Origin of the sequence: Pseudomonas mercuritolerans (genome assembly GCF_025706525.1) — a bacterium.
GTDB classification, from domain to species: domain Bacteria; phylum Pseudomonadota; class Gammaproteobacteria; order Pseudomonadales; family Pseudomonadaceae; genus Aquipseudomonas; species Aquipseudomonas mercuritolerans.
In genome coordinates this window covers 244,492-268,930 of record NZ_JAMSHA010000004.1, presented here as the reverse complement: position 1 = coordinate 268,930, position 24,439 = coordinate 244,492, and the positions used below count along the sequence as shown (strand labels likewise).

Sequence of the window (24,439 nt, the reverse complement as noted above, 5' to 3'; positions counted from 1 at the left end):
TTATTCGCATGCGCCGCGTCGTTATCACTGGTCTGGGCATCGTTTCGTGCCTGGGCAATGACAAAGAGACCGTCTCCGCTAACCTGCGTGCAAGCCGCCCTGGCATCCGGTTCAACCCGGAATATGCTGAAATGGGTCTGCGTAGCCAGGTTTCCGGCTCCATCGACCTCAACCTTGAAGAGCTGATCGATCGCAAGATCTATCGCTTCGTCGGCCATGCAGCGGCTTACGCCTACCTGGCCATGAAAGATGCCATCACTGACTCCGGCCTGACCGAAGAGCAAGTGTCCAATCCGCGTACCGGCCTGATCGCTGGTTCCGGTGGTGCTTCCACGCTGAACCAGATGGAAGCGCTCGACATCCTCCGTGAGAAAGGCGTGAAGCGCGTTGGCCCGTACCGCGTCACGCGGACCATGAGCAGCACCGTTTCCGCTTGCCTGGCCACGCCGTTCAAGATCAAGGGCCTGAACTACTCCATCGCTTCTGCCTGCGCCACCAGTGCTCACTGCATCGGTACCGCCATGGAACAGATCCAGATGGGCAAGCAGGACATCGTCTTCGCCGGTGGCGGTGAAGAAGAGCACTGGAGCCAGTCGTTCCTGTTCGACGCGATGGGCGCCCTGTCCAGCAAGCGCAACGACACCCCGGAACAAGCTTCCCGCGCCTACGACAAGGACCGCGACGGTTTCGTCATCGCTGGCGGCGGCGGCATGGTTGTCGTCGAAGAGCTGGAACACGCTCTGGCCCGTGGCGCGAAGATCTACGCCGAGATCGTTGGCTACGGCGCAACGTCCGATGGCTACGACATGGTTGCCCCGAGCGGCGAAGGCGCGATCCGCTGCATGCAGCAGGCGCTGTCCACCGTCGACACCCCGATCGACTACCTGAACACCCACGGCACTTCGACTCCGGTCGGCGACGTCGCGGAAATGAAAGGTGTGCGTGAAGTGTTCGGCGACAAGGCTCCAGCGATCAGCTCGACCAAGAGCCTGTCCGGTCACTCCCTGGGCGCCGCCGGCGTGCACGAAGCGATCTATTGCATGCTGATGATGGAAGGCAACTTCATCGCCGGCTCCGCCAACATCGACGAGCTCGACCCGGAAGTGGCCGATCTGCCGGTGCTGACCAAGACCCGCGAGAACGCCACTATCAACACCGTGATGAGCAACAGCTTCGGCTTTGGCGGCACCAACGCCACGCTGGTACTGAAGCGCTGGGAAGGCAAGTAATTCCCCGCTGCTGAGCCACACAAAAAACGCCCCGACTGGTTCGGGGCGTTTTTTTTGGCCTGCAGAAAACCTCATGACTCAACACAAATCCCCTGTGTAGGAGCTGCCGTAGGCTGCGATCTTTTGACTTTGACTTTAAAGGGCAAGATCAAAAGATCGCAGCCTTCGGCAGCTCCTACACAAGGGTTCGCATGGGTCTGGAGATGAAACTTCTGTCATGAAACTTACCACCCTGCGACCGAATGTCGCGGTTTACGCGGCCTGCAGCTTTGTTGCGAAATCCGCAACAACACCTTGCGCCAATCGGCAGTTTACTTAGCTGGCTAACAAATCCTATAACAGAGTCCTGCACACGCCTTGGTGCAGTAACTTGAGATCTGGAGCTAGCAGATGACTGTAAAAGTAACTGAACGCGACGATTCACACATGTCCCACGAAGGCCTGGCCGCCGGCATCCGTATCTGGGATGTGCATCAACAAGACTTGCTGGTCGGCATGTTCCACAACGAAATAGATGCGCATAACTACAAGGCCGAACTGGAAGTGCAGGAACAGCAAAGAGAACTGAAGTCCGCCTGAAACAACACAGCATTTGAAAACGACAAACCCCGCCATGAGCGGGGTTCGTCGTTGTTACAGCCGTGGATTTACCACATCAGATCATCAGGGATCTGGTACGCCGCGTACGGATCGTCCTCGGCGTTGACCTCTTCGGTCTGCACGTTGAGCTGGACGATGCGCTGCGGGTCGCGCTCCTGGATCTTCAGCGCCGCTTCACGGGGAATCACTTCATAGCCGCCATTGTGGTGCACGATCGCCAGCGAACCGCTGCTGAGCTTGTTGCGCATCAGCGTGTTGACCGAGATGCGCTTGACCTTCTTGTCGTCGACGAAGTTGTAGTAGTCCTCGGTGGTCAGCTTGGGCAGACGCGAGACCTCGATCAATTGCTTGACCTGCGCGGCGCGGGCCTTGGCCTCGGCCTTCTCCTGCTGCTGACGGTTCAGCTCCTGGTCGCGCTTGACCTTCTCGGCCATGGCTTCCTGGGCGGCGCGCTGCTGCGAATCGTCCAGCTCGGCCTGGCCTTTGTGGGCCAGGCGCTGTTGCTTTTGCTTGTCTTTGCTGACCTGCTTGGCCTGCTTTTGGTTGACCAGGCCTGCTTTGAGCAACTGGTCGCGAAGGGAAAGGCTCATCAATGCTTACTCACTTGGGCAACGGCTCAGCCGCAGCTGGGCTCATTCTTTTCCTGGCGTTTGGCTTCGCCCCACAGGGCGTCCAACTCTTCGAGGGTGCAATCTTCCATGGGACGGTGGGTGTCGCGCAATGCCTGTTCGATAAAACGGAAACGTCGTTCAAACTTGCCATTGGCGCCGCGCAGGGCGGTTTCCGGATCGACCTTCAGATGCCGGGCCAGATTGACCACGGAAAACAGCAGATCGCCGATCTCGTCGGCCACCGCCACCGGATCATTTTCCGACATGGCTTCGAGCACTTCATCGAGCTCTTCGCGCACCTTGTCGAGCACCGGCAAGGCATCCGGCCAGTCGAAACCGACCTGCCCGGCGCGCTTCTGCAACTTGGCCGAGCGCGACAGTGCCGGCAATGTGGCCGGCACGTCGTCGAGCAAGGACAACTGCTCGGGCGCCGAGGCTTTCTCGGCACGCTCTTCGGCCTTGATTTCTTCCCAGCGCTGCTTGACCTGCTCTTCGCTCAAGCGCGGCACGTCGAGCGGCGCGTACAGATCGCCCGTCGGGAACACATGCGGATGACGGCGGATCAGTTTGCGCGTGATGCTGTCGATCACCCCGGCAAATTCGAACCGCCCCTCTTCCTTGGCCAACTGGCTGTAATACACCACCTGAAACAACAGATCGCCCAACTCGCCCTGCAAGTGATCGAGATCGCCACGTTCGATGGCATCGGCCACTTCATAGGCTTCTTCGAGGGTGTGCGGGACGATGGTCGCGTAGGTTTGCTTGATGTCCCACGGACAACCGAACTGCGGATCGCGCAGACGGGACATCAGGTGGAGCAGGTCTTCGAGGCTGTACATCATTTTTCTGTCTCACCACAGAACCATTGTGGGAGCGAGCCTGCTCGCGAAAGCGCTGTGTCTGCAACAAAGATGTCGACTGACACGCCCTCTTCGCGAGCAGGCTCGCTCCCACAGAGAAACCACATCACGGGGTACGGTTACGCCGCGTTTCGATGATGTTCGGCAATTGCGAAATCCGCCCCAGCAACCGCCCCAGCGCATCCAGACCGGGGATCTCGATGGTCAGCGACATCAGCGCAGTGTTGTCTTCCTTGTTCGAACGGGTGTTGACCGCCAGCACGTTGATGCGCTCGTTGAGCAGCACCTGCGAGACGTCACGCAGCAGGCCGGAACGGTCGTAGGCGCGGATGATGATGTCCACCGGATAGGTGAGCACCGGCACCGGCCCCCAACTGACCTGGATGATCCGCTCCGGTTCGCGCCCGCCCAGTTGCAGCACCGAGGCGCAGTCCTGGCGGTGAATGCTCACGCCCCGGCCCTGGGTGATGTAACCGACGATCGCATCGCCCGGCAGTGGCTGGCAGCAACCGGCCATTTGCGTCATCAGATTGCCGACGCCCTGGATCTGGATATCGCCGCGCTTGCCCGGCTTGTAACCGGTCGCCTTGCGCGGGATCAGTTCCAGTTGCTCGTTGCCACGCTCCGGTTCAACCAGTTGCTGCGCAAGGTTGACCAGATGCGCCTGACGCAGGTCGCCGGCACCGAGGGCGGCGAACATGTCTTCGGCGGTTTTCATGTTGGCCTTTTCAGCCAGCTTGTCGAAATCCACCGCCGGCAGGCCGAGGCGATTGAGTTCGCGCTCGATCAGGGTTTTACCGGCCGCAACGTTCTGATCGCGAGCCTGCAATTTGAACCAGTGAACGATCTTCGCCCGCGCCCGCGAGGTGGTGACGTAACCGAGGTTCGGGTTCAGCCAGTCGCGGCTCGGCGTGCCGTGCTTGCTGGTGATGATCTCGACCTGCTCGCCGGTCTGCAGGCTGTAGTTCAGCGGCACGATACGGCCGTTGATCTTCGCGCCCCGGCAGTTGTGGCCGATTTCGGTGTGTACGCGATAGGCGAAATCCAGCGGCGTCGCGCCTTTCGGCAAATCGATGGCGTGACCGTCGGGAGTGAAGATGTAAACCCGATCAGGCTCGATATCGACGCGCAACTGTTCGGCCAGACCGCCGATATCACCCAGCTCTTCATGCCATTCGAGGACCTGACGCAGCCAGGAAATTTTCTCTTCGTAATGGTTCGAACCGGATTTGACGTCGGTGCCCTTGTAGCGCCAGTGCGCGCAAACGCCGAGTTCGGCCTCCTCGTGCATGGAATGGGTGCGGATCTGCACCTCGAGGACCTTGCCTTCCGGACCGATCACCGCCGTGTGCAGCGAGCGGTAGCCGTTCTCTTTCGGGTTGGCGATGTAGTCGTCGAATTCTTTCGGGATGTGCCGCCACAGGGTGTGGACGATGCCGAGCGCGGTGTAGCAGTCGCGCATTTCCGGCACCAGCACGCGCACCGCGCGAACGTCGTAGATCTGGCTGAATTCCAGACCCTTGCGCTGCATTTTGCGCCAGATCGAGTAGATGTGTTTGGCCCGGCCGCTGATGTCGGCGTCGACGCCGGTGGCCTGCAGTTCGTCCTTGAGCTGGGTCATCACGTCGCTGATGAAACGCTCGCGGTCCAGCCGCCGCTCGTGGAGCAACTTGGCGATCTGCTTGTATTGATCGGGTTCCAGATAACGGAAGGACAAGTCCTCCAGTTCCCATTTGATATGACCGATGCCGAGGCGATGGGCCAGCGGCGCATAGATGTCGAAGACTTCGCGAGCGACGCGGTTGCGCTTTTCATCGTCGGCGGTTTTCACCGCACGGATGGCGCAGGTGCGTTCGGCCAGTTTGATCAGCGCAACGCGTACGTCATCGACCATGGCCACGAGCATTTTGCGCAGGTTCTCGACCTGCCCTTGCGTGCCCATGACCATCGATTGCCGTGGGCTGAGGCTGGCGCTGATGGCCGCCATGCGCTGCACGCCGTCGATCAGCTTGGCCACCACCGGACCGAAGCGCTGGCCGACGGCTGCCAGTTCAATCTGGCCTTCGCGCACGCCACGATACAAAACGGCGGCGACCAGTGAATCCTGATCGAGCTTGAGGTCGGCGAGGATCTCGGCGATCTCAAGGCCCGTGCTGAAACTGCCGGAGCCTTCGGCCCACAGGTTCTTCTTCGCATTGGACTGCTGTTCGGCCTCGCGAGCGAACTCGCAGGCTTCTTTCAAGGCCTCGCGATCCAGTGCCAGATCGACACTGACCGCGTGATCGAGCCAGGCCTCAAGATTGATACTGCCGTCGGTGTTGATCGGCTGGTGTGCTCTCACCTGTACCATGCTGCTTTACCTTCCCTACGACGCAGATTCAATGCGTCAAATCGCTGATCCTCAGTGTCCGTTCGCGCTCGCGGGGCTCAGGCGAGCGCTGCGCGGACAGATCAGACGGATTCAGACGAGCCGTCCTGGCTCGCTTCAAATAACGCCATGGCCTCGACATGTGCCGTCTGAGGAAACATATCGAGAATCCCGGCACGTTTTAACCGGTAGCCCTGCTTGATCAATTCCTGCGTGTCGCGCGCCAGCGTGGCCGGGTTGCACGACACGTATACCAACCGCTTGGCACCCAGGGTCGCGAGCTTGCGCACCACCTCGAAAGCACCGTCACGCGGTGGGTCCAAGAGTACCGCAGAAAAGCCGTTTCCGATCCACTGGGCATCGCTCAAAGGCTGGGATAAATCGGCTTGAAAAAACTTTGTGTTATGCAAATTGTTACTGACGGCGTTGGCAGCGGCCCGCTCGACCATGGTCTGCACGCCCTCCACCGCCACCACTTCACGGACGCTTTTGGCCAGCGGTAGCGCAAAATTTCCCAACCCGCAAAACAGGTCGAGCACGCGTTCTTCAGCCGTCGGTTTCAGCCAGTCCAGCGCCTGGGCGATCATCGCTTCGTTGACCCCGGCGTTGACCTGAACGAAATCTCCCGGCCGATAAGCCAGCTCGAGATCCCACTGTTCCAGGCGATAACCGAGGCTCTGACCGGCCTCGACCGGTTGCGGTTCACCTTCGCCATGCAGCCACAACTGCGCCTCGTGGAACTGGCAGAAATCCTTGAGGATGCTCAGATCCGCTTCGGACAACGGCGCCATGTGCCGCAGCAATAGCGCCAGTGATGAGCCGCTGAACAGCTCGACATGGCCCAGCGCCTGCGGTTTGCTCAAGCGCCGCAGCATCTCCGGCAAGCGGGTCATGATCGGCTGCAAGGGCTGTACCAGCACCGGGCATTCGCTGATCGCGACGATGTCCTGACTTCCAGCAGCGCGGAAACCCACTTCGAGTTTTTTTGCCTTCATGTCCCAGCGCACGGCGATCCGCGCGCGCCGACGGTAACCGAATTCCGGGCCGGTCAGCGGCGCCGCCCACTCTTCGGGTTCGACACCGGCCACCCGCGACAATTGCTCGGCGAGCATGCGCTGTTTCAGGGCGAGCTGTTCGCCGTGGGGCAAATGCTGAACGCTGCAACCGCCACAGCGGCCGAAGTGTGGGCATGCTGCCGGGCGCCGCAATTCGCTGGCCGTGAACACGCGCTCGGTACGCGCCTCGACCACTTTGCCGTGGGCGCCGAGCACCCGTGCTTCGACCTCTTCACCGGCAAGGGCGCCGAGGACGAACCAGGTCTTGCCTTCGAAAAACGCGATACCGCGACCGTCATTGGCCAGGCGCTCGATACTCAAGCGCTGCTTTTTGCCGGTCGGGATCTGTGGCGCCTTGCTGCCGCCGGTAGGCTGGAAGCGCAGGCCTCGTTCGTGCTTTGCCATCAGTTGGGCGCGTCGAAAATGCCGGTCGACAGGTAACGGTCGCCACGGTCGCAGATGATCGCGACGATCACCGCGTTTTCAACTTCTCTGGACAGGCGCAGCATCGCTGCCACCGCACCGCCCGAGGACACGCCGCAGAAGATGCCTTCTTCGCGGGCCAGGCGCCGGGTAACGTCTTCGGCTTCGCTTTGCGCCATGTCGACGATGCGATCGACGCGGTCAGCCTGATAAATCTTCGGCAGGTATTCCTGCGGCCAGCGGCGGATGCCGGGAATGGCCGAGCCTTCCATCGGTTGCAGGCCGACGATCTGCACGCTGTCGCTCTGCTCTTTGAGGTAGCGCGACACGCCCATGATGGTGCCGGTGGTGCCCATCGAACTGACGAAATGGGTGATGCTGCCCTGGGTCTGACGCCAGATTTCCGGGCCGGTAGTGGTGTAGTGCGCTTCCGGGTTGTCGCCATTGGCGAACTGGTCGAGCACCTTGCCACGGCCTTCGGCTTCCATACGCTGGGCCAGATCGCGGGCGCCTTCCATGCCCTCTTCCTGAGTCACCAGAATCAGCTCGGCGCCATACGCGGTCATCGCCGCCTTGCGCTCGGCGCTGGAGTTGTCCGGCATGATCAGGATCATCTTGTAACCCTTGATCGCAGCGGCCATCGCCAGAGCGATACCGGTATTGCCGGAGGTCGCCTCGATCAGCGTATCGCCGGGATTGATCTGCCCGCGCAACTCGGCGCGAGTGATCATCGACAACGCCGGGCGGTCCTTGACCGAACCCGCCGGGTTGTTCCCTTCGAGCTTGAGCAAAAGGGTGTTGCTGGTGGCGCCGGGCAGGCGCTGCAAACGCACCAGCGGCGTGTTGCCGACGCAATCGGCGATGGTTGGGTACTGCAGGGTCATGGCGTATTCGCAATCCAGACGTGCGGGGGCGCCTATCATACCGGCAAACCCGCGCAGGCCATATCACGCAAAGTGCGGTGCTTATGGTTTATGGGAATAAGCAAATAAAAGTCGCGCCAGTGGTGCGACTTTTATTTGCGCAACACTCAGTTCTCGTGGTGATGCTTGGAATTCGCGAGCAGGCTCGCTCCCGCAGGGGATGAATGTTGCTTATGCGATCTGCGGTGAATGTACATCCATTGTGGGAGCGAGCCTGCTCGCGATAGCGTCAGTCGGCGCAACACCATCATCCGCCAGCAAGCGCAAATTCAACCGCAGCCCCGCCCCCGCGTTTTCCGCCCAGAGCAACCCGCCCTGGCGCTGCACCGCATTGCGCGCAATGCTCAATCCCAGCCCAAACCCACCATCCCCGGGCCTTGATCCGTCCAATCGAATGAACGGCGAAAAGATTCGCTGCAGATCTTCGTCAGCCACGCCGCCGCCCTGATCCTCCAGCCACAAATGCCAATACTCGCCATCGCGCCGTGCATCGAGACGCACAATCCCGCCCTCGGGCGAGTGACGAATGGCATTGCGCAGAATGTTTTCCAGTGCTTGCGCCAGAGTGTTGAGGTTGCCGCGCACCCAGCACGATGCTTCGACCGAGCACTGCAGTTGCAGACTCGGCCAGCCGCTTTCATAGCAGGCGTTGTCGGTGAGCATTTCCCACAGCGCCTGAATCTGGATCGCTTCATCCGGCAACGGTGAGCGGTCGGTGTCGAGCCAGGCCAGTTGCAGGGTGTCTTCGACCAAACGTTGCATGCCGTCGACCTCGCGGCCGATGCGCTCGCGTAGTTGCAACAGGCCCTGTTCGCTTTCGCTGGCCACGCGCAGGCGGCTCAGCGGCGTGCGCAGTTCGTGGGACAAGTCGCGCAACAGCTGCTGCTGCAAGGCGACCGTGGTTTGCAGGCGCTCGGACATGGAATCGAAGGCCCGCGCCAGCTCACCGAGCTCATCCGGGCGCTGGGTGATGCCGCTCGACAGGCGCACATTCAACTGGTCGGCGCGCCAGGCGTTGGCCTGTTCGCGCAGGTTGTTCAGCGGCACCACCAACAGGCGATACAGGCCGACGCAGAGCAACAGAGTGAACAGCCCGGGAATCACACCGTTGGTGATCACCCGCCAGAACACCCGGTACTTGCCTGGCACAAAACGTTCAGGCAGCTCGATGACGAGGATGCCGGCGGCCGGATCCTGAGGGAACGGTACCCTCAGCCAAGGTCGGCCCTTCTTGTGGATCGGCCAGTCGAGGCCGCGCAAAAAGGTCAGGTGCTGCACCTCTGCCGCGTTCAACGGCTGGCTGCTCAGCGACTGCAAATCAGCGCCGATCACGCCGACCCAACTGGCCTCGCGCAATTCCATGCTCTGCAACCAGTCATCCACGCCATTGCGCCCGCCGCGCTGCCACGCCTGTTCGGCTTGCGCGGCGTAACGGCTGAGGGTGCTGCGCGCGTCACTGGAGAGAAACTGATTGCGCTCCTCCATGTAACGGCCCCACGACCAGCTCAACCAGATCATCAGCAGACAGAACGCCACCAGCAGGCACGCCAGTTTCCAGAACAGCGAATGCCGCCCCGGCAGTTCAGACAGTTTCATCGGCGCCACTCAAGACATAGCCCTTGCCCCACACCGTGCGCACTTCACGCTCGGTGTAACCGATGGCTTTGAGTTTGCGGCGGATCTGGCTGATGTGCATGTCGAGGCTGCGGTCGTGCGCCGCAAAGCCGCGTTGCAGGACGTGCTGATAAAGGAAGGCCTTGCTCAGCACTTCCTCGTTGTTGCGGTGCAGGGTTTCCAGCAGACGGAATTCGCTGCGGGTCAACCCCGCCGCTTGCTCGCGGAAAAACACATCGCACTGTTCGTCATCGAAACGCAAGGTACCGCTGACCACCGCGGCGGTAACCGCAGGCGGGCGCCGATCCAGCGCCACGCGGCGCAGGATCGCTTCGATGCGCACATGCAACTCGGCCATGCTGAACGGCTTGGGCAGATAGTCATCGGCACCGAGGCGGAAACCGCTGATGCGATCGGCCTCGGCACCCAGCGCCGACATCAGCAACACCGGCGTCGAATGGCTCTGACGCAATTGCGTCAACAACTGTAGGCCATCGAGACCCGGCAGCAGAATATCCATCAGCACCACGTCGAAAGGCTGACGCTGGGCGATGTTCAGACCTTCCTGGCCGTTCTGGCACCAGGTCACCTGAAAACCGCTGCGGCCCAGATGCTCGTGCACATACGCGCCGAGGACCGGATCGTCTTCAATGGAAAGGATGCGTGGCTGGCCAACGGAAACAGGAGTCATGAGTATCTGCAAGTAATTCTCAGTTGGCGGATTATTCAAGATTGTCCGACAGCGGGCAACACAAGCTTGGCCTGTCGGACGAACGAGTGCGTGGGCGGCGCTGCATTTTCCGCAAGATTGCCCGCCTGCAAATCGCTACACTGCGCCCATGTCGCGTGCCGGATGCACGCATGTGTCAACAGATCAGCGGGATGCGGGAGATAGGCGTGCTCAAGAAACTGGGAATCAAAGGTCGCGTGCTGTTGCTGACCTTGTTGCCGACCAGCCTGATGGCGCTGGTGCTGGGTGGCTATTTCACCTGGACGCAGCAGACCGACCTGCAAAGCCAATTGATGCAGCGCGGCGAAATGATCGCCGAGCAACTGGCGCCACTGGTGGCGCCGGCAATGGGTCACGGCGATGCCGATCTGCTTGAACGCATCGCCACCCAGTCCCTTGAACAACCCGACGTGCGCGCAGTGACCTTCCTCGCGGCGGACCGCTCGCCACTGGCCCACGCCGGGCCGACCATGCTCAATCAGGCCCCGAGCGGTGACAGCGCGCTGCTGCAACGACGCAGCGGCAATGACGCGACGCGCTACCTGATGCCGGTGTTCGGCAAGCACCGCAACCTCGCCGGCGAAATCATTCCCGAAGAATCCGAACGCCTGCTCGGCTGGGTCGAGCTGGAGCTGTCGCACAACGGCATGTTGCTGCGCGGCTATCGCAGCCTGTTCGCCAGCCTGCTGCTGATCGCCGCCGGACTTGCTGGCGCCGCCCTCCTCGCGTTGCGCATGGGCCGCACCATCAACCGTCCGCTGAGCCAGATCAAACAAGCGGTCGCGCAACTCAAGGACGGTCATCTGGAAACCCGCTTGCCGCCCCTCGGCAGTCAGGAACTGGATGAACTGGCCTCGGGTATCAACCGCATGGCCGGCACCCTGCAGAACGCTCGTGAAGAATTGCAGCACAGCGTCGATCAGGCCACGGAGGACGTGCGGCAAAACCTGGAAACCATCGAGATCCAGAACATCGAACTGGACCTGGCGCGCAAAGAAGCGCTGGAAGCCAGCCGGATCAAATCCGAATTCCTCGCCAACATGAGCCACGAGATCCGCACGCCGCTCAACGGCATTCTCGGCTTCACTCATCTATTGCAGAAAAGCGAACTGACCCCGCGCCAGCTCGACTATCTGGGCACCATCGAAAAGTCCGCCGACAGCCTGTTGGGGATCATCAACGAGATTCTCGATTTCTCGAAGATCGAGGCCGGCAAACTGGTGCTCGACCACATTCCGTTCAACCTGCGTGACCTGTTGCAGGACACCCTGACCATCCTCGCCCCGGCAGCGCACGCCAAGCAGCTCGAGCTGGTCAGCCTGGTCTATCGCGATACGCCGCTGTCGCTGGTCGGCGATCCGCTGCGCCTGAAGCAGATCCTCACCAATCTGGTCAGCAACGCGATCAAGTTCACCCGCGAAGGCACCATCGTCGCTCGGGCAATGCTCGAAGACGAACACGAAGACAGCGTGCAACTGCGCATCAGCATTCAGGACACCGGCATCGGTTTGTCCAGTCAGGATGTCCGCGCGCTGTTCCAGGCTTTCAGTCAGGCCGACAATTCGCTGTCGCGCCAACCCGGCGGCACCGGCCTGGGGCTGGTGATCTCCAAGCGCCTGATCGAGCAGATGGGCGGCGAGATCGGCGTCGACAGCACGCCGGGCGAAGGTTCGGAATTCTGGATCAGCCTGAGCCTGCCCAAGACTCGCGACGACGCCGAAGACCTGCCCGCCGCGCCGCTGCTCGGGCGCCGTGTGGCGGTGCTGGAAAATCACGAACTGGCGCGTCAGGCCTTGCAACATCAGCTGGAAGACTGCGGACTGCAAGTTACGCCGTTCAACACTCTGGAGAGCCTGAGCAATGGCGTTACCGGCGCGCATCAGACCGATCAGGCGATCGACCTGGCGGTGATCGGCATCACCAGCAACGACATGCTCCCGGAACGCTTGAACCAGCACATCTGGGACCTTGAACATCTGGGCTGCAAAGTGCTGGTGCTGTGCCCGACCACCGAACAGACGCTGTTTCATCTGTCGGTGCCCAACCCGCACAGCCAGCTCCAAGCCAAACCGGCGTGTACCCGCAAGCTGCGCCGGGCGTTGTCCGATCTGGTCAATCCGCGCCAGACCCGCAGCGAACCGGGCGAGCCGCTGTCCAGCCGTGCGCCGCGCGTGCTGTGTGTCGACGACAACCCGGCCAATCTGCTGCTGGTGCAGACCCTGCTCGAAGACATGGGCGCCCGAGTGCTCGCGGTCGAAAGCGGTTACGCGGCCGTCAAAGCCGTGCAGAGCGAATCCTTCGATCTGGTGTTGATGGACGTGCAGATGCCCGGCATGGACGGACGCCAGACCACTGAAACCATTCGCCAGTGGGAAAGCGAACGGCATTGCACGCCGCTGCCGATCGTCGCCCTTACCGCCCACGCCATGGCCAACGAAAAACGCGCGCTGCTGCAAAGCGGCATGGACGACTACCTGACCAAACCGATCAGCGAGCGGCAACTGGCGCAGGTGGTGTTGAAGTGGACCGGACTGGCCCTGCGCAATCAGGCGCCGGAGCGCAGCGGCGACAGCGCGGCGAGTCAGCAGGAACTGCCGGTGCTCGATCATGAAGAAGGCTTGCGTCTGGCGGCCGGCAAGGCGGATCTGGCGGCGGACATGCTCGCCATGCTGCTGGCCTCGCTGGAGGCCGACCGCGAAGCGATTCGCGCTGCGCGTGACAGCCACGACCAGAATGCCCTGCTCGAACGCGTGCACCGTTTGCATGGCGCGACCCGTTATTGCGGCGTGCCGCAACTGCGCGCCGCCTGCCAGCGCAGCGAAACCCTGCTCAAGCAGGACGATCCGAAAGCCGCCGCCGCACTGGATGAACTGGAGCGCTCGATCAATCGACTCGCGGCGCAGGCGCGCATCAGCGCCTGACCTGCGGCAAGGCACGGCGCGCGCAAAGCGCTACAGTTGTCGCGGGCCGTTGCGGCCCGCGTCGATGTTCCAGGAGGATTCATGCGCACAATCATTTTCAGCAGCCAGACCTACGACCGCGACAGCTTTCTCGGCGCCGACTGCCCGGCCGGGCTTGAACTGCATTTTCAAGCGGCGCGGCTCAGCCTCGATACGGCGGCATTGGCCGAGCAGCACGAAGTGGTCTGCGCGTTCATCAATGACGACCTCAGCGCCCCGGTGCTGGAACGCCTCGCTGCCGGCGGCACGCGGCTGATTGCCCTGCGTTCGGCGGGTTACAACCATGTCGACCTGCCGGCGGCGAAACGCCTCGGCCTGGCCGTGGTTCGTGTGCCGGCCTACTCGCCGCACGCCGTGGCCGAACATGCGGTGGCGCTGATCCTCGCCCTCAATCGTCGTTTGCACCGTGCCTACAACCGCACCCGCGAAGGTGATTTCAGCCTGCATGGCCTGACCGGTTTCGATCTGGTCGGCAAGACTGTCGGCATCGTCGGCACGGGGCAGATTGGTGCGACCTTCGCGAAAATCATGCACGGCTTCGGCTGTGAATTGCTCGCCTACGATCCGTATCCCAACCCCGAGGTGCTGGCCTTGGGCGCACGTTATCTGAGCCTGCCGGAGTTGCTCGCGCAATCACGGATCATCAGCCTGCATTGCCCGCTCAACGAACAGAGCAAGCATCTGATCAATCGCGACTCACTGGCGCACATGCAGGCCGGGGCGATGCTGATCAACACCGGGCGTGGCGGGCTGGTGGACACGCCGGCGCTGATCGACGCGCTGAAGGACGGCCAACTCGGTTATCTGGGGCTGGATGTTTACGAGGAAGAGGCGCAGCTGTTTTTCGAGGATCGCTCCGACCTGCCGTTGCAGGACGATGTGCTGGCGCGTCTGCTGACGTTTCCCAACGTGATCATCACTGCGCATCAGGCGTTTCTGACCCGCGAGGCGCTGGGCGCGATTGCCGCGACCACCCTGCACAACATCGCGACCTGGGCGGCAGGTGCGCCGCAGAACCAGGTCGAGGGTTGAACGGTTTTACTTGGACAGCGAAGACGCCAGGATCAGCAAGCCCAGCCAGCCGAAGCCGAGCAGGCGCTGCTTGCTGGAATGGCCGTTGCGCAGCAGGAACCAGACGAAAAACGCCGGTAGCAGAAACACCATGATTTTCAGCCAGCCCTCCACCGGGCGGCTGCCATCGGCGTTGAGCGGTTGTTGTTCCTGGCGGGCCTGTTCCGCAGCCTGCTGACGACGTCGGCGCCCCGCCGCTGCCGGCATCACTTTGGGTAAAGGCTCGGACACTGGCGGCGCAACCGCCTCGGGCACTGCGTTGTTGCGTGGCAGGCTGCCGAAGGAAATCGTCGAGGCTTGCACCGGTGCCGCCGTCGATTGCGCCTGCATGGCGGCGTGTTCAGCCATCGGCGCGCCGCAGTGAATGCACACCAGCGCTTCGGAACTGATGCTCCGCTTGCATTCATAACATTCGATCAGCGCCATGTTCCGTTCCTTCAGATTCGGGGGCCGGCAGTTTGCCATGACTGTCGGCGCATTTGAACCGGATCGAAGGTCGCACGCGTGCATCATTCTGCAATCGAGCCCGTGCTAGCATGTCGCGCATATTTGGAGGACCCATGGTCGAACACGATTTCCGCTACACCCTGATGAACCCGCAACACACCCTCACCGAATGCCGCGCCCTGGTTCCGGGCCGCTATCAGGTGACCGGCAACGGTGGCTCGATCCGTATCGGTGATGCCCTGTTGGTCACGCTCAAAGGCAGCAAGGATTTGTCCATGCGCCTGACCGTCGACACTGTGCGCCACCTGATCAATCCGCCAGGCCAATGGACCGCGATGACCACAGGCCCGGTGTTCGGCGAACTGGCCATTCACACCTGGCAGGTCAACTGCGACAGCTGCGCGAAAGAGCTGAGCTTCGAATTCGCCGTGGATGCCAAACTCGGCAAGTCCGCCGAGAAACCCGCCGCCACCGCGCGCATCGCCGAGCTGGGCTGGAAAGCCGTCGGCGACAAGCACCTGTGCCCGAAATGCCAGGAGCCTGCGTGATGAAACGCCTCGCCCTGACCGCACTGATCGGTGTCGGCCTGGTTGGTTGCGCCGCAGAGCCGGTGCAACTGCAGCACAACCGCAGCTACATTCTGGAATGGATCGGCGAGCGGCCACTGATGGATTACAGCCACCTGACCGTGACCCTCGGCGATGACGGCCGCGCCTACGGCAACGGCGGTTGCAACCATTGGTTTGCGCCGTACACGCAGGATGGCGACAAGCTGAGCTTCGGCAAGATCGGCAAGACCCGCAAGCTCTGCGCCCCGGCGTTGATGGAGCAGGAACAGCGCTTCTTGCAGGCGCTGGAAAAAGTCGAGCGCTGGGACATTTCGCCGATCGAGCAGGTTCGCTTTTGGCCTGCTCAAGGCAAACCATTGCGCTGGTGGCTGGAAGAGGGTTGATCCGCCCTGGATCGCCAAGGCCCTCACCCTAGCCCTCTCCCAGAGGGAGAGGGGACTGATTGGGGGATATTGAAGAGTTATGTCGACGTGGTAATTCTTCGCCGAATCCATAATCGACTGGATCCTGTCTGACGGGACCATAATCAACTCGGTGTCTCAGGTCGATGTACGACGAAAGACACCTCGGTCGGCCCCCTCTCCCCCGGGAGAGGGCTGGGGTGAGGGGCTTCTGGCGGTTTACTTCGTAGCCTGCAACGCCTCCAGCTTCGCCAGCACCCCCGCCGCCGTCTGCTCACCCAGCAACTGCTCACGCACCTTGCCCTTGTCATCAATGATGAACGTCACCGGCAGCGCCTCACTGCGCGGCAGGTCGAACAGCTCGGCGGGATCCTGCGCGAGCACGGTGAACTTGATGCCAAGCTTTTCGCTGGCTTCTTTCAGCTCCGCGCCCTGCACGTTGTCGAAGTTGACCCCGAACACCCCGACATTCTTGCTCTTGAGCTCATCAGCCAAATGATTCAGCTCGGGAATTTCCGTGCGGCACGGGCCACACCATTCTGCCCAGTAATTGAGCACCACCCACTGCTTGTCCAGACGTTCGGACGCTACCTTCTGGCCGTTCTGGTCGATCCCGTAATCATTGCCGCAGCCCCCCAGCATCAACGCCCCGAGAATCGTCAATGCCGCTGCCAATCGCCGTGTCATGTCGTGTTCCTTGTGAAAATTCGAAAGCGCCTGCGACCCATCGCCTCTGACGGTTCTGGATTGCGCGCCGCACAGTTAGAATAGCCGCCACTTTACGCCAGAAGCGACCCGCCATGACCGATCTGACGCTTTATCACAATCCGCGCTGCTCGAAATCCCGCGGCGCGCTGGAACTGCTCGAAGCCCGCGGCTTGACTCCGACTGTCGTGCGCTACCTGGAAACGCCGCTCAGCGCCACGCAGATCAAGGCCCTGCTCGGCAAGCTCGGGATCAGCGCGCGGCAGCTGCTGCGCAGCGGTGAAGAGGAATACAAAACCCTGAACCTGGCCGACGCCAGCCTCAGCGAGCAGCAATTGATCGACGCCATCGCCGCACACCCGAAACTCATGGAGCGGCCGATTCTGGAAGTCGGCGACAAGGCCGTCATCGGTCGCCCACCGGAAAACGTGCTGGAGTTGTTGCCATGAGCACGCCGTACATTCTGGTTCTCTATTACAGCCGCAACGGTTCGACCAACGAGATGGCCCGGCAGATCGCCCGTGGCATCGAACAGGCCGGAATGGAAGCGCGTCTGCGCACAGTGCCGGCGATTTCCACCGAGTGCGAAGCGGTGGCGGCGGAGATTCCCGCTGAGGGCGCGCTCTACGCCAGCCTCGATGATCTGAAGAACTGCGCCGGCCTCGCCTTGGGCAGTCCGACGCGTTTCGGCAACATGGCCGCGCCGCTCAAGTACTTCCTCGACGGCACCAGCAACCTCTGGCTGACTGGCGCGCTGGTCGGCAAACCGGCCGGTGTGTTCACCTCCACCGCCAGCCTGCACGGCGGTCAGGAAACCACGCTGTTGTCGATGATGTTGCCGCTGTTGCATCACGGCATGTTGATCACCGGCCTGCCCTACAGCGAATCGGCGCTGCTCGAAACCGAAGGTGGCGGCACGCCGTACGGGGCCAGCCATCACGCCGGTGCCGACGGCAAGAACGGTCTTGATCAGCATGAAGTGGCGCTGTGTCGCGCACTCGGTCTGCGTCTGGCGAAAACCGCGCAGAAGCTGGTGGGCTGATGGCGAAGAAGCCGAAAGTCCTGCCCTCGATAGAGTGGCTTGAGCCACGGGTGACGGCGATGCGCGTGCTCAGCCTGCTGAGCTTTTTCGCCCTCGCCGGCTTGCTCGCTGTTTATTACCTGGTGTTCGCCGACCTGCATGGCGCGCGGCCTTGGGTGATTCTGCTGGTCGAGCTGATCCCGTGGCTGGTGCTCGCCCCGGCGATGATCATGGGCAGCGCCCGTGGCCATTCGTGGATGTGTTTTGTGGTGAACCTGTATTTCATCAAAGGCGCACTGGCGGCGTACGACCCCAACCGGCAGCTGTTCGGCCTGCTGGAAATGGCCGCCAGCCTGGCGGTGTTCTGCTCGGCGCTGTTGTATGTGCGCTGGCGCTATCAGTTGAATCGCAAATTGGCTGGCGAAGGCGAGATCAGCGTCGCCTGACCAACCGCTTTCGCGAGCAGGCTCGCTCCCACAGGGGAATGCATTCCAGGGGTGGGAGCGAGCCTGCTCGCGAATGCAGCGACGCGGTTTTAATGGTTGACGGTATAGGCGAGCATCATCGAAATCTGGCTCATCGGCCGTCCGCCGCTCTGTTCGTGCCATTGGTTGAACGCGTTTTGCACCGTCGCCAGATCACGCTGGCTGGTCGGCACTTTGTCGACGATCTTCTGCGCATTCAGCGCCGCGACCACGTCGTAGCTCGGCACGAAAGTGTCCTTGCCGACCATGCGCAAAAAGCGCGGCGCCGACAGCCCGCCGAGTTGGTGGCCGTGCTTTTTCAGGTAGGTCCACAGGCCGACGATATCGGTCACTGGCCAGTCGGCGATCAGCGCGCCGAAGCTGCCCTTGTCCTTTTCCACATCGAGGATGAACTGCGCATTGCGCGGCACGCTTTTCAGTTTGCCGAGGTGACGGATGATCCGTGCGTCCTGCATCAGCCGCTCGAGGTGTTCGGCGCTCATCAGCACGACTTTTTCCGGATCGAACTTGAAGAACACTTCTTCGAACGCCGGCCACTTGGCATCAACCAGGCTGTGCTTGAGCCCGGCGCGAAAAACCCGCAGGGCCATGGTCGAGAGGTAGCGGTCGTCGCGGATCTTGCGCAGTTGTGCGGGGGTCTTGGGAACGGGCAGATGGGCTGCCAGTTCAGCCGCCGAACCGAAACGGTTCAGACAGTATTCGTGCAGCCACTTGTAATCGCGCATGCCCTCTCCTGAGGTTTGGAAATGAATAACACCTGCAGAAGCAGGCCCCTGTGGCGAGGGGATTCATCCCCGCTGGGCTGCGCAGCAGACCCCGAGATTTTGGGGCCGCTTCGCGCCCCAGCGGGGATGAATCCCCTCGCCACAGGGCTCGCTTCTACAGGTTGTGTTTACAGATTGACGACATTGACGAAACGCGAAGCCGCGGTCTCGTCGATCTTCAGGCTGGTGAAGTCGAACAGGTTGCGGTCGGCCAGTTGCGACGGCACCACGTTCTGCAGGCTGCGGAAAATCGATTCGGTGCGGCCCGGGGTCTTGCGGTCCCAGTCCTGGAGCATTTCCTTGACCACCTGGCGCTGCAGGTTTTCCTGCGAGCCGCAGAGGTTGCACGGGATGATCGGGAATTGCTTCAAGTCCGAGTAGGCCTGAATGTCCTTCTCGTTGCAGTACGCCAGCGGGCGAATCACCACGTTGCGGCCATCGTCGGCGCGCAGCTTCGGCGGCATCGCTTTCAGGGTGCCGTTGAAGAACATGTTGAGGAAGAACGTTTCGACGATGTCGTCGCGGTGATGACCGAGGGCCATTTTCGTCGCGCCGATTTCGTCAGCGAAGGTGTACAGCGTGCCGCGACGCAGGCGCGAGCACAGCGAACAGGTGGTCTTGCCTTCCGGCACCAGTTCCTTGACCACCGAGTAAGTGTCTTTCTCGACGATGTGATACTCGATGCCCAGTTCTTTCAGGTAGGCCGGCAGCACGTGCTCGGGAAAGCCCGGCTGTTTCTGGTCCATGTTCACCGCGACGATGTCGAACTTGATCGGTGCAACCTTCTGCAGGTGCATCAGCACGTCAAGCATGGTGTAGCTGTCCTTGCCCCCGGACAGGCAGACCATGACCTTGTCGCCGTCTTCGATCATGTTGAAATCGGCGACCGCTTCGCCGGCCAGGCGGCGCAGGCGCTTTTGCAGTTTGTTCTGGTTGACCGTAAGAGTGCCCATGACGCGAAATCCGTGAGGTGTGACGAAAGGCCGGCATTTTACGCAAAAACCCCAGTAGCGCGAAGCATCTGTGGCGAGGGGATTTATCCCCGCTGGGTTGCGAAGTAGCCCCAAAACCCGAGAACTCGTATTGCCTGACACTGCGCGGTGAATGGCTTGGCGACTGCTGCGCAGCCGAACGGGGATAAATCCCCTCGCCACAAAAGTGTTTCAACCCCAAAAATTCCTTCCCCGCAAGACCCCGAGGCGATTATCCACCCCGTTTACAGCGCGATTTGCTCTAAGCCCGGCATACCGGTGCGCTGGAGTCCTTTCTATACTGCGACATAAGGTCGCACACATCTGAAGACCTGTATTTGCTCGGCCATCTTGGCCCGTAGGCGCTCCGTTGGGGGGCGATGGCAATGACAAGAGGAGTGAATGGCATGATCCATCACGTAGTGGGACTGTTTACCCACCCCGATCAGGAATGGAAGGAGATCCGTGGCGACCAAGAGGAAAGCATCAGCCACATGTACCTGACGCACACGCTGATCCTGGCGGCGATCCCTGCGGTCTCGGCGTTCATCGGCACGACCCAGGTCGGTTGGGTGATCGGCAACCGCGCGCCGGTGATGCTCACGTTCGAAAGCGCCTTGTGGATGACCATCATGTCGTACCTGGCGATGCTCGGCGGGGTCGCGGTGATGGGCGCCTTCGTGCACTGGATGGCCCGCACCTATGACGCCAATCCAAGCCTGGCCCGTTGCGTGGCGTTTGCCACTTACACGGCGACACCTTTGTTTGTCGGCGGTCTGGCGGCGCTGTATCCGCACATGTGGCTGGGGATGATCGTCGGCACAGCGGCCATCTGCTACACGGTGTATCTGTTGTATGTCGGCCTGCCGACCTTCATGAACATCCCTTCGGATGAAGGTTTCCTGTTTTCCAGCTCGGTGCTTGCCGTCGGCCTGGTGGTGCTGGTGGCGATCATGGCGTTCACCGTGATTGTCTGGGGCCTGGGTGTCGGCCCGGTCTATACCAACTGACCTGTTTCCTGCCTGAGAAAAACAACATCTGCCAATACAGGCCGCCGCAAGGCGGCCTTCTCGTTGGGGCGACGACCATTCGGCAGGTCGGCGATTCGCAAGTCGCCGGGGTTGCGGCATACTCGGCGTCTCTGGAGATCCATCAAGCATGCCCGAGCAACTCAATACCCGCGTCGAAGACTGTTACCAACTCGCTGAATCCTTTTTCAAACGCTCCTTCAAACGCCCCGTGGTCAGTCTCAAGCTGCGCGGGCAGAAAGCCGGTGTCGCGCATCTGCACGAGAACCTGCTGCGCTTCAATCCGCAGCTGTACCGGGAAAACACCGAGCACTTCCTCAAGCAGACCGTGGCCCACGAAGTCGCCCACCTGATCGCTCATCAACTGTTCGGCGACCGCATCCAGCCCCATGGCGAGGAGTGGCAACTGATCATGCGCGGCGTCTACGAACTGCCGCCGGACCGCTGCCACACCTATGAAATCAAGCGGCGCAGCGTGACCCGCTATATCTACAAATGCCCGTGCCCCGACAGTGATTTCCCGTTTACCGCCCAGCGCCATGGCCTTGTGCGGCAAGGGCGGCGGTACCTGTGCCGGCGCTGCCGCAGTACGCTGGTGTTCAGTGGCGAGATGCGGGTGGAATAGTCAGTTCTGCGGTGCCCTGACTGGCCCCTTCGCGAGCAGGCTCGCTCCCACAGGGGAATGCATTTCAATGTTGGAGCGAGCCTGCTCGCGAAGGCGGCGGCATGGGCGCTACAGAATCACCCTGGCCGAACGCAACTCGGCAATTCTCCCACAGGGGAATGCATTTCAATGTGAGAGCGAGCCTGCTCGCGAAGGCGGCGGCATGAGCGCTACAGAATCACCCTGGCCGAACGCAACTCGGCAATTCTCCCACAGGGGAATGCATTTCAATGTGGGAGCGAGCCTGCTCGCGAAGGCGGCGGCATGAGCGCTACAGAATCGCCTTGGCCGAACGCAACTCGGCGATCCGCTCAGCACTCAACCCCAACTCCCCCAACACCTCATCCGTATGCTGCCCCAACCCCGCGCCAACATGCCTTGGCGTCGGCAATGCTTGAGAGAATTTCAACGGACAGGCCATCTGCGCCTGCGTCGTGCCATCGCCGCGCGGCACCTGGGTCACCAGCTTCCGCGCCTGCATTTGCGGATGGCCCAGCGCCTCGCCCAAACTCAACACCGGCTCGACACAGGCATCTACCCCGGCGAACAACTCACACAGTTCTGCAAAATCATGCCGCTCGAACTCGACGCGCAACGCCTCTTTCAAGGCCTGTTGTTGCTCAGGCCTGGGCGACAACCCTTGCGCCGCCAGTTCCGGCCGGCCCAGTGCCGTGCACAATTGCTGCATGAACGCTGGCTCCAGACTCCCCACCGACATCCAGCGCCCATCCCGGGTGCGGTAATAATCGTAAAAGCTGCCGCCATTGAGCATCTGGTCTTCCCGACCCGGTTCCACGCCGCAGGCCAGATAACCCGCGCCGGCCATGGCGTTCAGGCTGAACGCGCAATCGGTCATGCTCACATCCAGATGGGTACCCTGCCCCGTTTGCTGGCGGGCAATCACCGCTGCCAGCAAACCGATCACTCCGTGTAGCGAGCCGCCGGCCACGTCCGCCACCTGCATGCCCAACGGCAACGGCCCGCTGTCGGCGCGTCCGGTGTAGCTGGCGAGTCCCGCCAGCGCCAGATAGTTGATGTCATGCCCGGCGCGTTCCTTGTACGGCCCGGTCTGGCCGTAACCGCTGATCGACACATAAATCAGCTTTGGATTGATCGCTTTCAACGCTTCATAACCCAGGCCCAGACGCTCCATCACCCCGGGGCGAAACTGCTCGAGCACGATGTCGTACTCGCCCAGCAGTTGCTTGATGATCTGCAGCGCTTCGGGCTGTTTCAGATCCAGCGCCAGACTGCGCTTGTTGCGATTCAGATAGGCGTGGCTGGCCGAGACCCCGCCATCATGCGGCGGCAGCACCCGCAGCAGATCCATACGCGTCGGCGATTCGATGCGCAGCACCTCGGCGCCCATGTCCGCCAGCAGCAACGAGGCGAACGGCCCCGGCAGCAAGGTGGAGAAATCGAGAATCTTCAGTGAGGCCAGCGGTGCAGACATGGGCGAACTCCTTGGGCGATGTACTCAGCCTAGGCAGCCATCGCCGATGGGGCAATCACCGCAAATGTCAGCAGGTGTGACCGTTGCGCTCAAATTCCGGGGGCAAAAAAACCCGCCGAAGCGGGTTTTTCTGTGCAAGCGATGCTTACTTCACATTGCTCGGGGTTGGGCCTTCAGCCACACCCAGGTCGTCTTCTTCACGCTCGTCGGAGATACCGCGACCGCCGGAAGCCAGCTCGGTCTGCAGTTGATCGGTGTCCAGTTCCTTGACCCACTTGGCGACGACGATGGTCGCTACAGCGTTACCGACCAGGTTGGTCAGTGCGCGGGCTTCGGACATGAAGCGGTCGATACCGAGGATCAGCGCGAGACCGGCAACCGGCAGGTGACCTACCGCCGACAGTGTCGCGGCCAGAACGATGAAGCCCGAACCGGTCACACCCGCCGCGCCTTTGGAGGACAGCAGCAGTACCAGCAGCAGAGTGATCTGGTGGGTGATGTCCATGTGCGTATCGGTCGCCTGGGCGATGAACACGGCGGCCATGGTCAGGTAGATCGAAGTACCGTCGAGGTTGAACGAGTAACCGGTCGGGATCACCAGACCAACAACCGATTTCTTCGCGCCCAGACGCTCCATCTTGATCAGCATGCGTGGCAATGCCGATTCCGACGAGGACGTACCCAGTACGATCAACAGCTCTTCACGGATGTAGCGCACCAGTTTGAACACGCTGAAACCGTGAGCCCGGCAGATTGCACCCAGCACCAGCACGACGAACAGGACGCAGGTGATGTAGAAGCAGATCATCAACTGGCCCAGTTGCACCAGCGAGCCGACACCGTAGGCACCGATGGTGAACGCCATGGCACCGAACGCACCCAGTGGCGCCAGTTTCATGATCATGTTGATGATGTTGAACATCACGTGGGCGAAGCGATCGATCATGTCCAGCAGCGGACGGCCGTACGAGCCGAGGCGATGCAGGGCGTAGCCGAAGATCACCGAGAACATCAGCACTTGCAGGATGTCACCGGTGGCGAACGCGCCGACGATGGTGTTCGGGATCACATTGAGGAGGAAACCGACAATGCTCTGGTCTTTACTGGCCGTCACGTAGGTGGCGATTTTCGAGGCGTCGAGGGTGGTGACGTCGATGTGCATGCCGGCGCCCGGTTGCACAACGTTGACCACGACCAGACCGATCAGCAGGGCAATGGTCGAAACGATTTCGAAGTACAGCAGCGCGTAGCCGCCGGTCTTGCCTACCGACTTCATGTTCTGCATGCCGGCGATGCCGCTGACAACAGTACAGAAGATGATCGGGGCGATGACCATTTTGATCAGCTTGATGAAGCCGTCACCCAGTGGCTTGAGGGCCACACCGGTCTGCGGATAGAAGTGACCAAGCAGGATGCCGATGGCGATGGCAACGATCACCTGGAAATACAGGGATTTGTACAGTGGCTGACGAGTCGTCATTGCAGGT

General features: G+C 61.4%; 24 protein-coding genes. 11 read left to right on the top strand and 13 right to left on the bottom strand.

The annotated features are described in order from the left end of the window. Window positions 1-8 precede the first annotated feature (8 nt). Together fabB and ND528_RS13305 are read left to right on the top strand one after the other, a co-directional pair. On the top strand, window positions 9-1,229 hold the full coding sequence (gene fabB / locus ND528_RS13310) for a beta-ketoacyl-ACP synthase I (RefSeq protein ID WP_016773647.1): 1,221 nt from the start codon (window positions 9-11) through the stop codon (window positions 1,227-1,229). Window positions 1,230-1,619: 390 nt separating this feature from the next. Beyond that, window positions 1,620-1,808, top strand: coding sequence for a hypothetical protein (locus tag ND528_RS13305; protein WP_016773646.1), 189 nt, complete (start codon window positions 1,620-1,622; stop codon window positions 1,806-1,808). Window positions 1,809-1,876: 68 nt separating this feature from the next. Here ND528_RS13305 and ND528_RS13300 read toward each other — a convergent pair whose 3' ends face one another. From ND528_RS13300 to ND528_RS13270, 7 genes are all read right to left on the bottom strand, one after another. Beyond that, a complete protein-coding gene (locus ND528_RS13300; RefSeq protein ID WP_016773645.1) occupies window positions 1,877-2,419 on the bottom strand; it encodes a DUF2058 domain-containing protein in 543 nt (180 codons plus the stop codon). Window positions 2,420-2,445: 26 nt separating this feature from the next. Beyond that, complete coding sequence (mazG, locus tag ND528_RS13295; RefSeq protein ID WP_024013963.1) at window positions 2,446-3,279, bottom strand: nucleoside triphosphate pyrophosphohydrolase; 834 nt, start codon at window positions 3,277-3,279, stop codon at window positions 2,446-2,448. 127 nt (window positions 3,280-3,406) lie between these two features. Beyond that, complete coding sequence (gene relA, locus ND528_RS13290; RefSeq protein WP_039757831.1) at window positions 3,407-5,650, bottom strand: GTP diphosphokinase; 2,244 nt, start codon at window positions 5,648-5,650, stop codon at window positions 3,407-3,409. Window positions 5,651-5,751: 101 nt separating this feature from the next. Next, on the bottom strand, window positions 5,752-7,128 hold the full coding sequence (gene rlmD / locus ND528_RS13285) for a 23S rRNA (uracil(1939)-C(5))-methyltransferase RlmD (protein ID WP_263470495.1): 1,377 nt from the start codon (window positions 7,126-7,128) through the stop codon (window positions 5,752-5,754). Further along, window positions 7,128-8,030, bottom strand: coding sequence for a cysteine synthase CysM (gene cysM / locus ND528_RS13280; protein WP_041479583.1), 903 nt, complete (start codon window positions 8,028-8,030; stop codon window positions 7,128-7,130). The genes rlmD and cysM overlap by 1 nt, the downstream gene beginning before the upstream one ends. A gap of 210 nt (window positions 8,031-8,240) precedes the next feature. Further along, a complete protein-coding gene (locus tag ND528_RS13275; RefSeq protein WP_263470494.1) occupies window positions 8,241-9,665 on the bottom strand; it encodes a sensor histidine kinase in 1,425 nt (474 codons plus the stop codon). Then, window positions 9,652-10,374, bottom strand: a complete 723-nt coding sequence (locus tag ND528_RS13270; protein WP_263470493.1) for a response regulator transcription factor — start codon at window positions 10,372-10,374, stop codon at window positions 9,652-9,654. Before ND528_RS13270 ends, ND528_RS13275 begins: the two co-directional genes overlap by 14 nt. A gap of 206 nt (window positions 10,375-10,580) precedes the next feature. Between ND528_RS13270 and ND528_RS13265 the strand changes: the two genes are divergently transcribed. Further along, window positions 10,581-13,334 carry a response regulator gene (locus tag ND528_RS13265; protein ID WP_130912608.1) on the top strand — a complete coding sequence of 918 codons (2,754 nt, stop codon included), beginning with the start codon at window positions 10,581-10,583 and terminating at the stop codon, window positions 13,332-13,334. A gap of 81 nt (window positions 13,335-13,415) precedes the next feature. Then, window positions 13,416-14,405, top strand: coding sequence for a 2-hydroxyacid dehydrogenase (locus ND528_RS13260; protein ID WP_197892568.1), 990 nt, complete (start codon window positions 13,416-13,418; stop codon window positions 14,403-14,405). Window positions 14,406-14,411: 6 nt separating this feature from the next. Here the strand turns inward: ND528_RS13260 and ND528_RS13255 are convergent, their stop codons facing one another. Further along, complete coding sequence (locus ND528_RS13255; protein ID WP_122611647.1) at window positions 14,412-14,870, bottom strand: hypothetical protein; 459 nt, start codon at window positions 14,868-14,870, stop codon at window positions 14,412-14,414. A gap of 134 nt (window positions 14,871-15,004) precedes the next feature. On the opposite strand from ND528_RS13255, the gene ND528_RS13250 reads away from it, so the two are divergent. Continuing rightward, window positions 15,005-15,439, top strand: coding sequence for a hypothetical protein (locus ND528_RS13250; RefSeq protein WP_016773638.1), 435 nt, complete (start codon window positions 15,005-15,007; stop codon window positions 15,437-15,439). Continuing rightward, a complete protein-coding gene (locus tag ND528_RS13245; protein WP_123443634.1) occupies window positions 15,439-15,843 on the top strand; it encodes an META domain-containing protein in 405 nt (134 codons plus the stop codon). The genes ND528_RS13250 and ND528_RS13245 overlap by 1 nt, the downstream gene beginning before the upstream one ends. Window positions 15,844-16,080: 237 nt before the next feature. Here ND528_RS13245 and ND528_RS13240 read toward each other — a convergent pair whose 3' ends face one another. Then, window positions 16,081-16,548, bottom strand: a complete 468-nt coding sequence (locus ND528_RS13240) for a TlpA disulfide reductase family protein (protein WP_024013973.1) — start codon at window positions 16,546-16,548, stop codon at window positions 16,081-16,083. A gap of 113 nt (window positions 16,549-16,661) precedes the next feature. On the opposite strand from ND528_RS13240, the gene arsC reads away from it, so the two are divergent. From arsC to ND528_RS13225, 3 genes are read left to right on the top strand one after another with little or no spacing between them, the layout of a single operon-like run. Then, a complete protein-coding gene (gene arsC / locus ND528_RS13235) occupies window positions 16,662-17,015 on the top strand; it encodes an arsenate reductase (glutaredoxin) (protein WP_016773635.1) in 354 nt (117 codons plus the stop codon). Beyond that, on the top strand, window positions 17,012-17,608 hold the full coding sequence (gene wrbA, locus ND528_RS13230) for an NAD(P)H:quinone oxidoreductase (RefSeq protein WP_041479575.1): 597 nt from the start codon (window positions 17,012-17,014) through the stop codon (window positions 17,606-17,608). The genes arsC and wrbA overlap by 4 nt, the downstream gene beginning before the upstream one ends. Next, entirely contained in the window at window positions 17,608-18,033 is a 426-nt protein-coding gene (locus ND528_RS13225; protein WP_130911304.1) for a DUF2069 domain-containing protein, read from the top strand. Before wrbA ends, ND528_RS13225 begins: the two co-directional genes overlap by 1 nt. An 89-nt stretch (window positions 18,034-18,122) precedes the next feature. Here the strand turns inward: ND528_RS13225 and ND528_RS13220 are convergent, their stop codons facing one another. Both ND528_RS13220 and ttcA read right to left on the bottom strand, forming a co-directional pair. Then, the gene (locus ND528_RS13220) at window positions 18,123-18,797 is read right to left on the bottom strand and encodes a DNA-3-methyladenine glycosylase I (RefSeq protein WP_263470492.1); all 675 of its coding nucleotides are present in this window, start codon (window positions 18,795-18,797) and stop codon (window positions 18,123-18,125) included. A gap of 167 nt (window positions 18,798-18,964) precedes the next feature. Continuing rightward, window positions 18,965-19,789: a tRNA 2-thiocytidine(32) synthetase TtcA gene (gene ttcA / locus ND528_RS13215; protein WP_024013975.1), complete on the bottom strand. Its 825-nt coding sequence runs from the start codon at window positions 19,787-19,789 to the stop codon at window positions 18,965-18,967. A 425-nt stretch (window positions 19,790-20,214) separates the two neighbouring features. Here ttcA and ND528_RS13210 point away from each other — a divergent pair, with 425 nt between their 5' ends. Further along, entirely contained in the window at window positions 20,215-20,817 is a 603-nt protein-coding gene (locus tag ND528_RS13210; RefSeq protein WP_016773629.1) for a Yip1 family protein, read from the top strand. A 148-nt stretch (window positions 20,818-20,965) separates the two neighbouring features. After that, complete coding sequence (locus ND528_RS13205) at window positions 20,966-21,460, top strand: SprT family zinc-dependent metalloprotease (protein ID WP_024013976.1); 495 nt, start codon at window positions 20,966-20,968, stop codon at window positions 21,458-21,460. A 310-nt stretch (window positions 21,461-21,770) separates the two neighbouring features. Here the strand turns inward: ND528_RS13205 and ND528_RS13200 are convergent, their stop codons facing one another. Both ND528_RS13200 and ND528_RS13195 read right to left on the bottom strand, forming a co-directional pair. Next, complete coding sequence (locus ND528_RS13200; protein WP_263470491.1) at window positions 21,771-22,952, bottom strand: CaiB/BaiF CoA transferase family protein; 1,182 nt, start codon at window positions 22,950-22,952, stop codon at window positions 21,771-21,773. A gap of 145 nt (window positions 22,953-23,097) precedes the next feature. Then, window positions 23,098-24,432, bottom strand: a complete 1,335-nt coding sequence (locus ND528_RS13195) for a dicarboxylate/amino acid:cation symporter (RefSeq protein ID WP_024013978.1) — start codon at window positions 24,430-24,432, stop codon at window positions 23,098-23,100. Between the last annotated feature and the right edge of the window lie 7 nt (window positions 24,433-24,439).

Excerpts from the sequence above, each read along its gene's own strand:
- fabB (WP_016773647.1), top strand. The coding sequence starts at position 9 with ATGCGCCGCGTCGTTATCACTGGTCTGGGCATCGTTTCGTGCCTGGGC.
- ND528_RS13305 (WP_016773646.1), top strand. The coding sequence starts at position 1,620 with ATGACTGTAAAAGTAACTGAACGCGACGATTCACACATGTCCCACGAA.
- ND528_RS13300 (WP_016773645.1), bottom strand. The coding sequence starts at position 2,419 with ATGAGCCTTTCCCTTCGCGACCAGTTGCTCAAAGCAGGCCTGGTCAAC.
- mazG (WP_024013963.1), bottom strand. The coding sequence starts at position 3,279 with ATGTACAGCCTCGAAGACCTGCTCCACCTGATGTCCCGTCTGCGCGAT.
- relA (WP_039757831.1), bottom strand. The coding sequence starts at position 5,650 with ATGGTACAGGTGAGAGCACACCAGCCGATCAACACCGACGGCAGTATC.
- rlmD (WP_263470495.1), bottom strand. The coding sequence starts at position 7,128 with ATGGCAAAGCACGAACGAGGCCTGCGCTTCCAGCCTACCGGCGGCAGC.
- cysM (WP_041479583.1), bottom strand. The coding sequence starts at position 8,030 with ATGACCCTGCAGTACCCAACCATCGCCGATTGCGTCGGCAACACGCCG.
- ND528_RS13275 (WP_263470494.1), bottom strand. The coding sequence starts at position 9,665 with ATGAAACTGTCTGAACTGCCGGGGCGGCATTCGCTGTTCTGGAAACTG.
- ND528_RS13270 (WP_263470493.1), bottom strand. The coding sequence starts at position 10,374 with ATGACTCCTGTTTCCGTTGGCCAGCCACGCATCCTTTCCATTGAAGAC.
- ND528_RS13260 (WP_197892568.1), top strand. The coding sequence starts at position 13,416 with ATGCGCACAATCATTTTCAGCAGCCAGACCTACGACCGCGACAGCTTT.
- ND528_RS13255 (WP_122611647.1), bottom strand. The coding sequence starts at position 14,870 with ATGGCGCTGATCGAATGTTATGAATGCAAGCGGAGCATCAGTTCCGAA.
- ND528_RS13250 (WP_016773638.1), top strand. The coding sequence starts at position 15,005 with ATGGTCGAACACGATTTCCGCTACACCCTGATGAACCCGCAACACACC.
- ND528_RS13245 (WP_123443634.1), top strand. The coding sequence starts at position 15,439 with ATGAAACGCCTCGCCCTGACCGCACTGATCGGTGTCGGCCTGGTTGGT.
- ND528_RS13240 (WP_024013973.1), bottom strand. The coding sequence starts at position 16,548 with ATGACACGGCGATTGGCAGCGGCATTGACGATTCTCGGGGCGTTGATG.
- arsC (WP_016773635.1), top strand. The coding sequence starts at position 16,662 with ATGACCGATCTGACGCTTTATCACAATCCGCGCTGCTCGAAATCCCGC.
- wrbA (WP_041479575.1), top strand. The coding sequence starts at position 17,012 with ATGAGCACGCCGTACATTCTGGTTCTCTATTACAGCCGCAACGGTTCG.
- ND528_RS13225 (WP_130911304.1), top strand. The coding sequence starts at position 17,608 with ATGGCGAAGAAGCCGAAAGTCCTGCCCTCGATAGAGTGGCTTGAGCCA.
- ND528_RS13220 (WP_263470492.1), bottom strand. The coding sequence starts at position 18,797 with ATGCGCGATTACAAGTGGCTGCACGAATACTGTCTGAACCGTTTCGGT.
- ttcA (WP_024013975.1), bottom strand. The coding sequence starts at position 19,789 with ATGGGCACTCTTACGGTCAACCAGAACAAACTGCAAAAGCGCCTGCGC.
- ND528_RS13210 (WP_016773629.1), top strand. The coding sequence starts at position 20,215 with ATGATCCATCACGTAGTGGGACTGTTTACCCACCCCGATCAGGAATGG.
- ND528_RS13205 (WP_024013976.1), top strand. The coding sequence starts at position 20,966 with ATGCCCGAGCAACTCAATACCCGCGTCGAAGACTGTTACCAACTCGCT.
- ND528_RS13200 (WP_263470491.1), bottom strand. The coding sequence starts at position 22,952 with ATGTCTGCACCGCTGGCCTCACTGAAGATTCTCGATTTCTCCACCTTG.
- ND528_RS13195 (WP_024013978.1), bottom strand. The coding sequence starts at position 24,432 with ATGACGACTCGTCAGCCACTGTACAAATCCCTGTATTTCCAGGTGATC.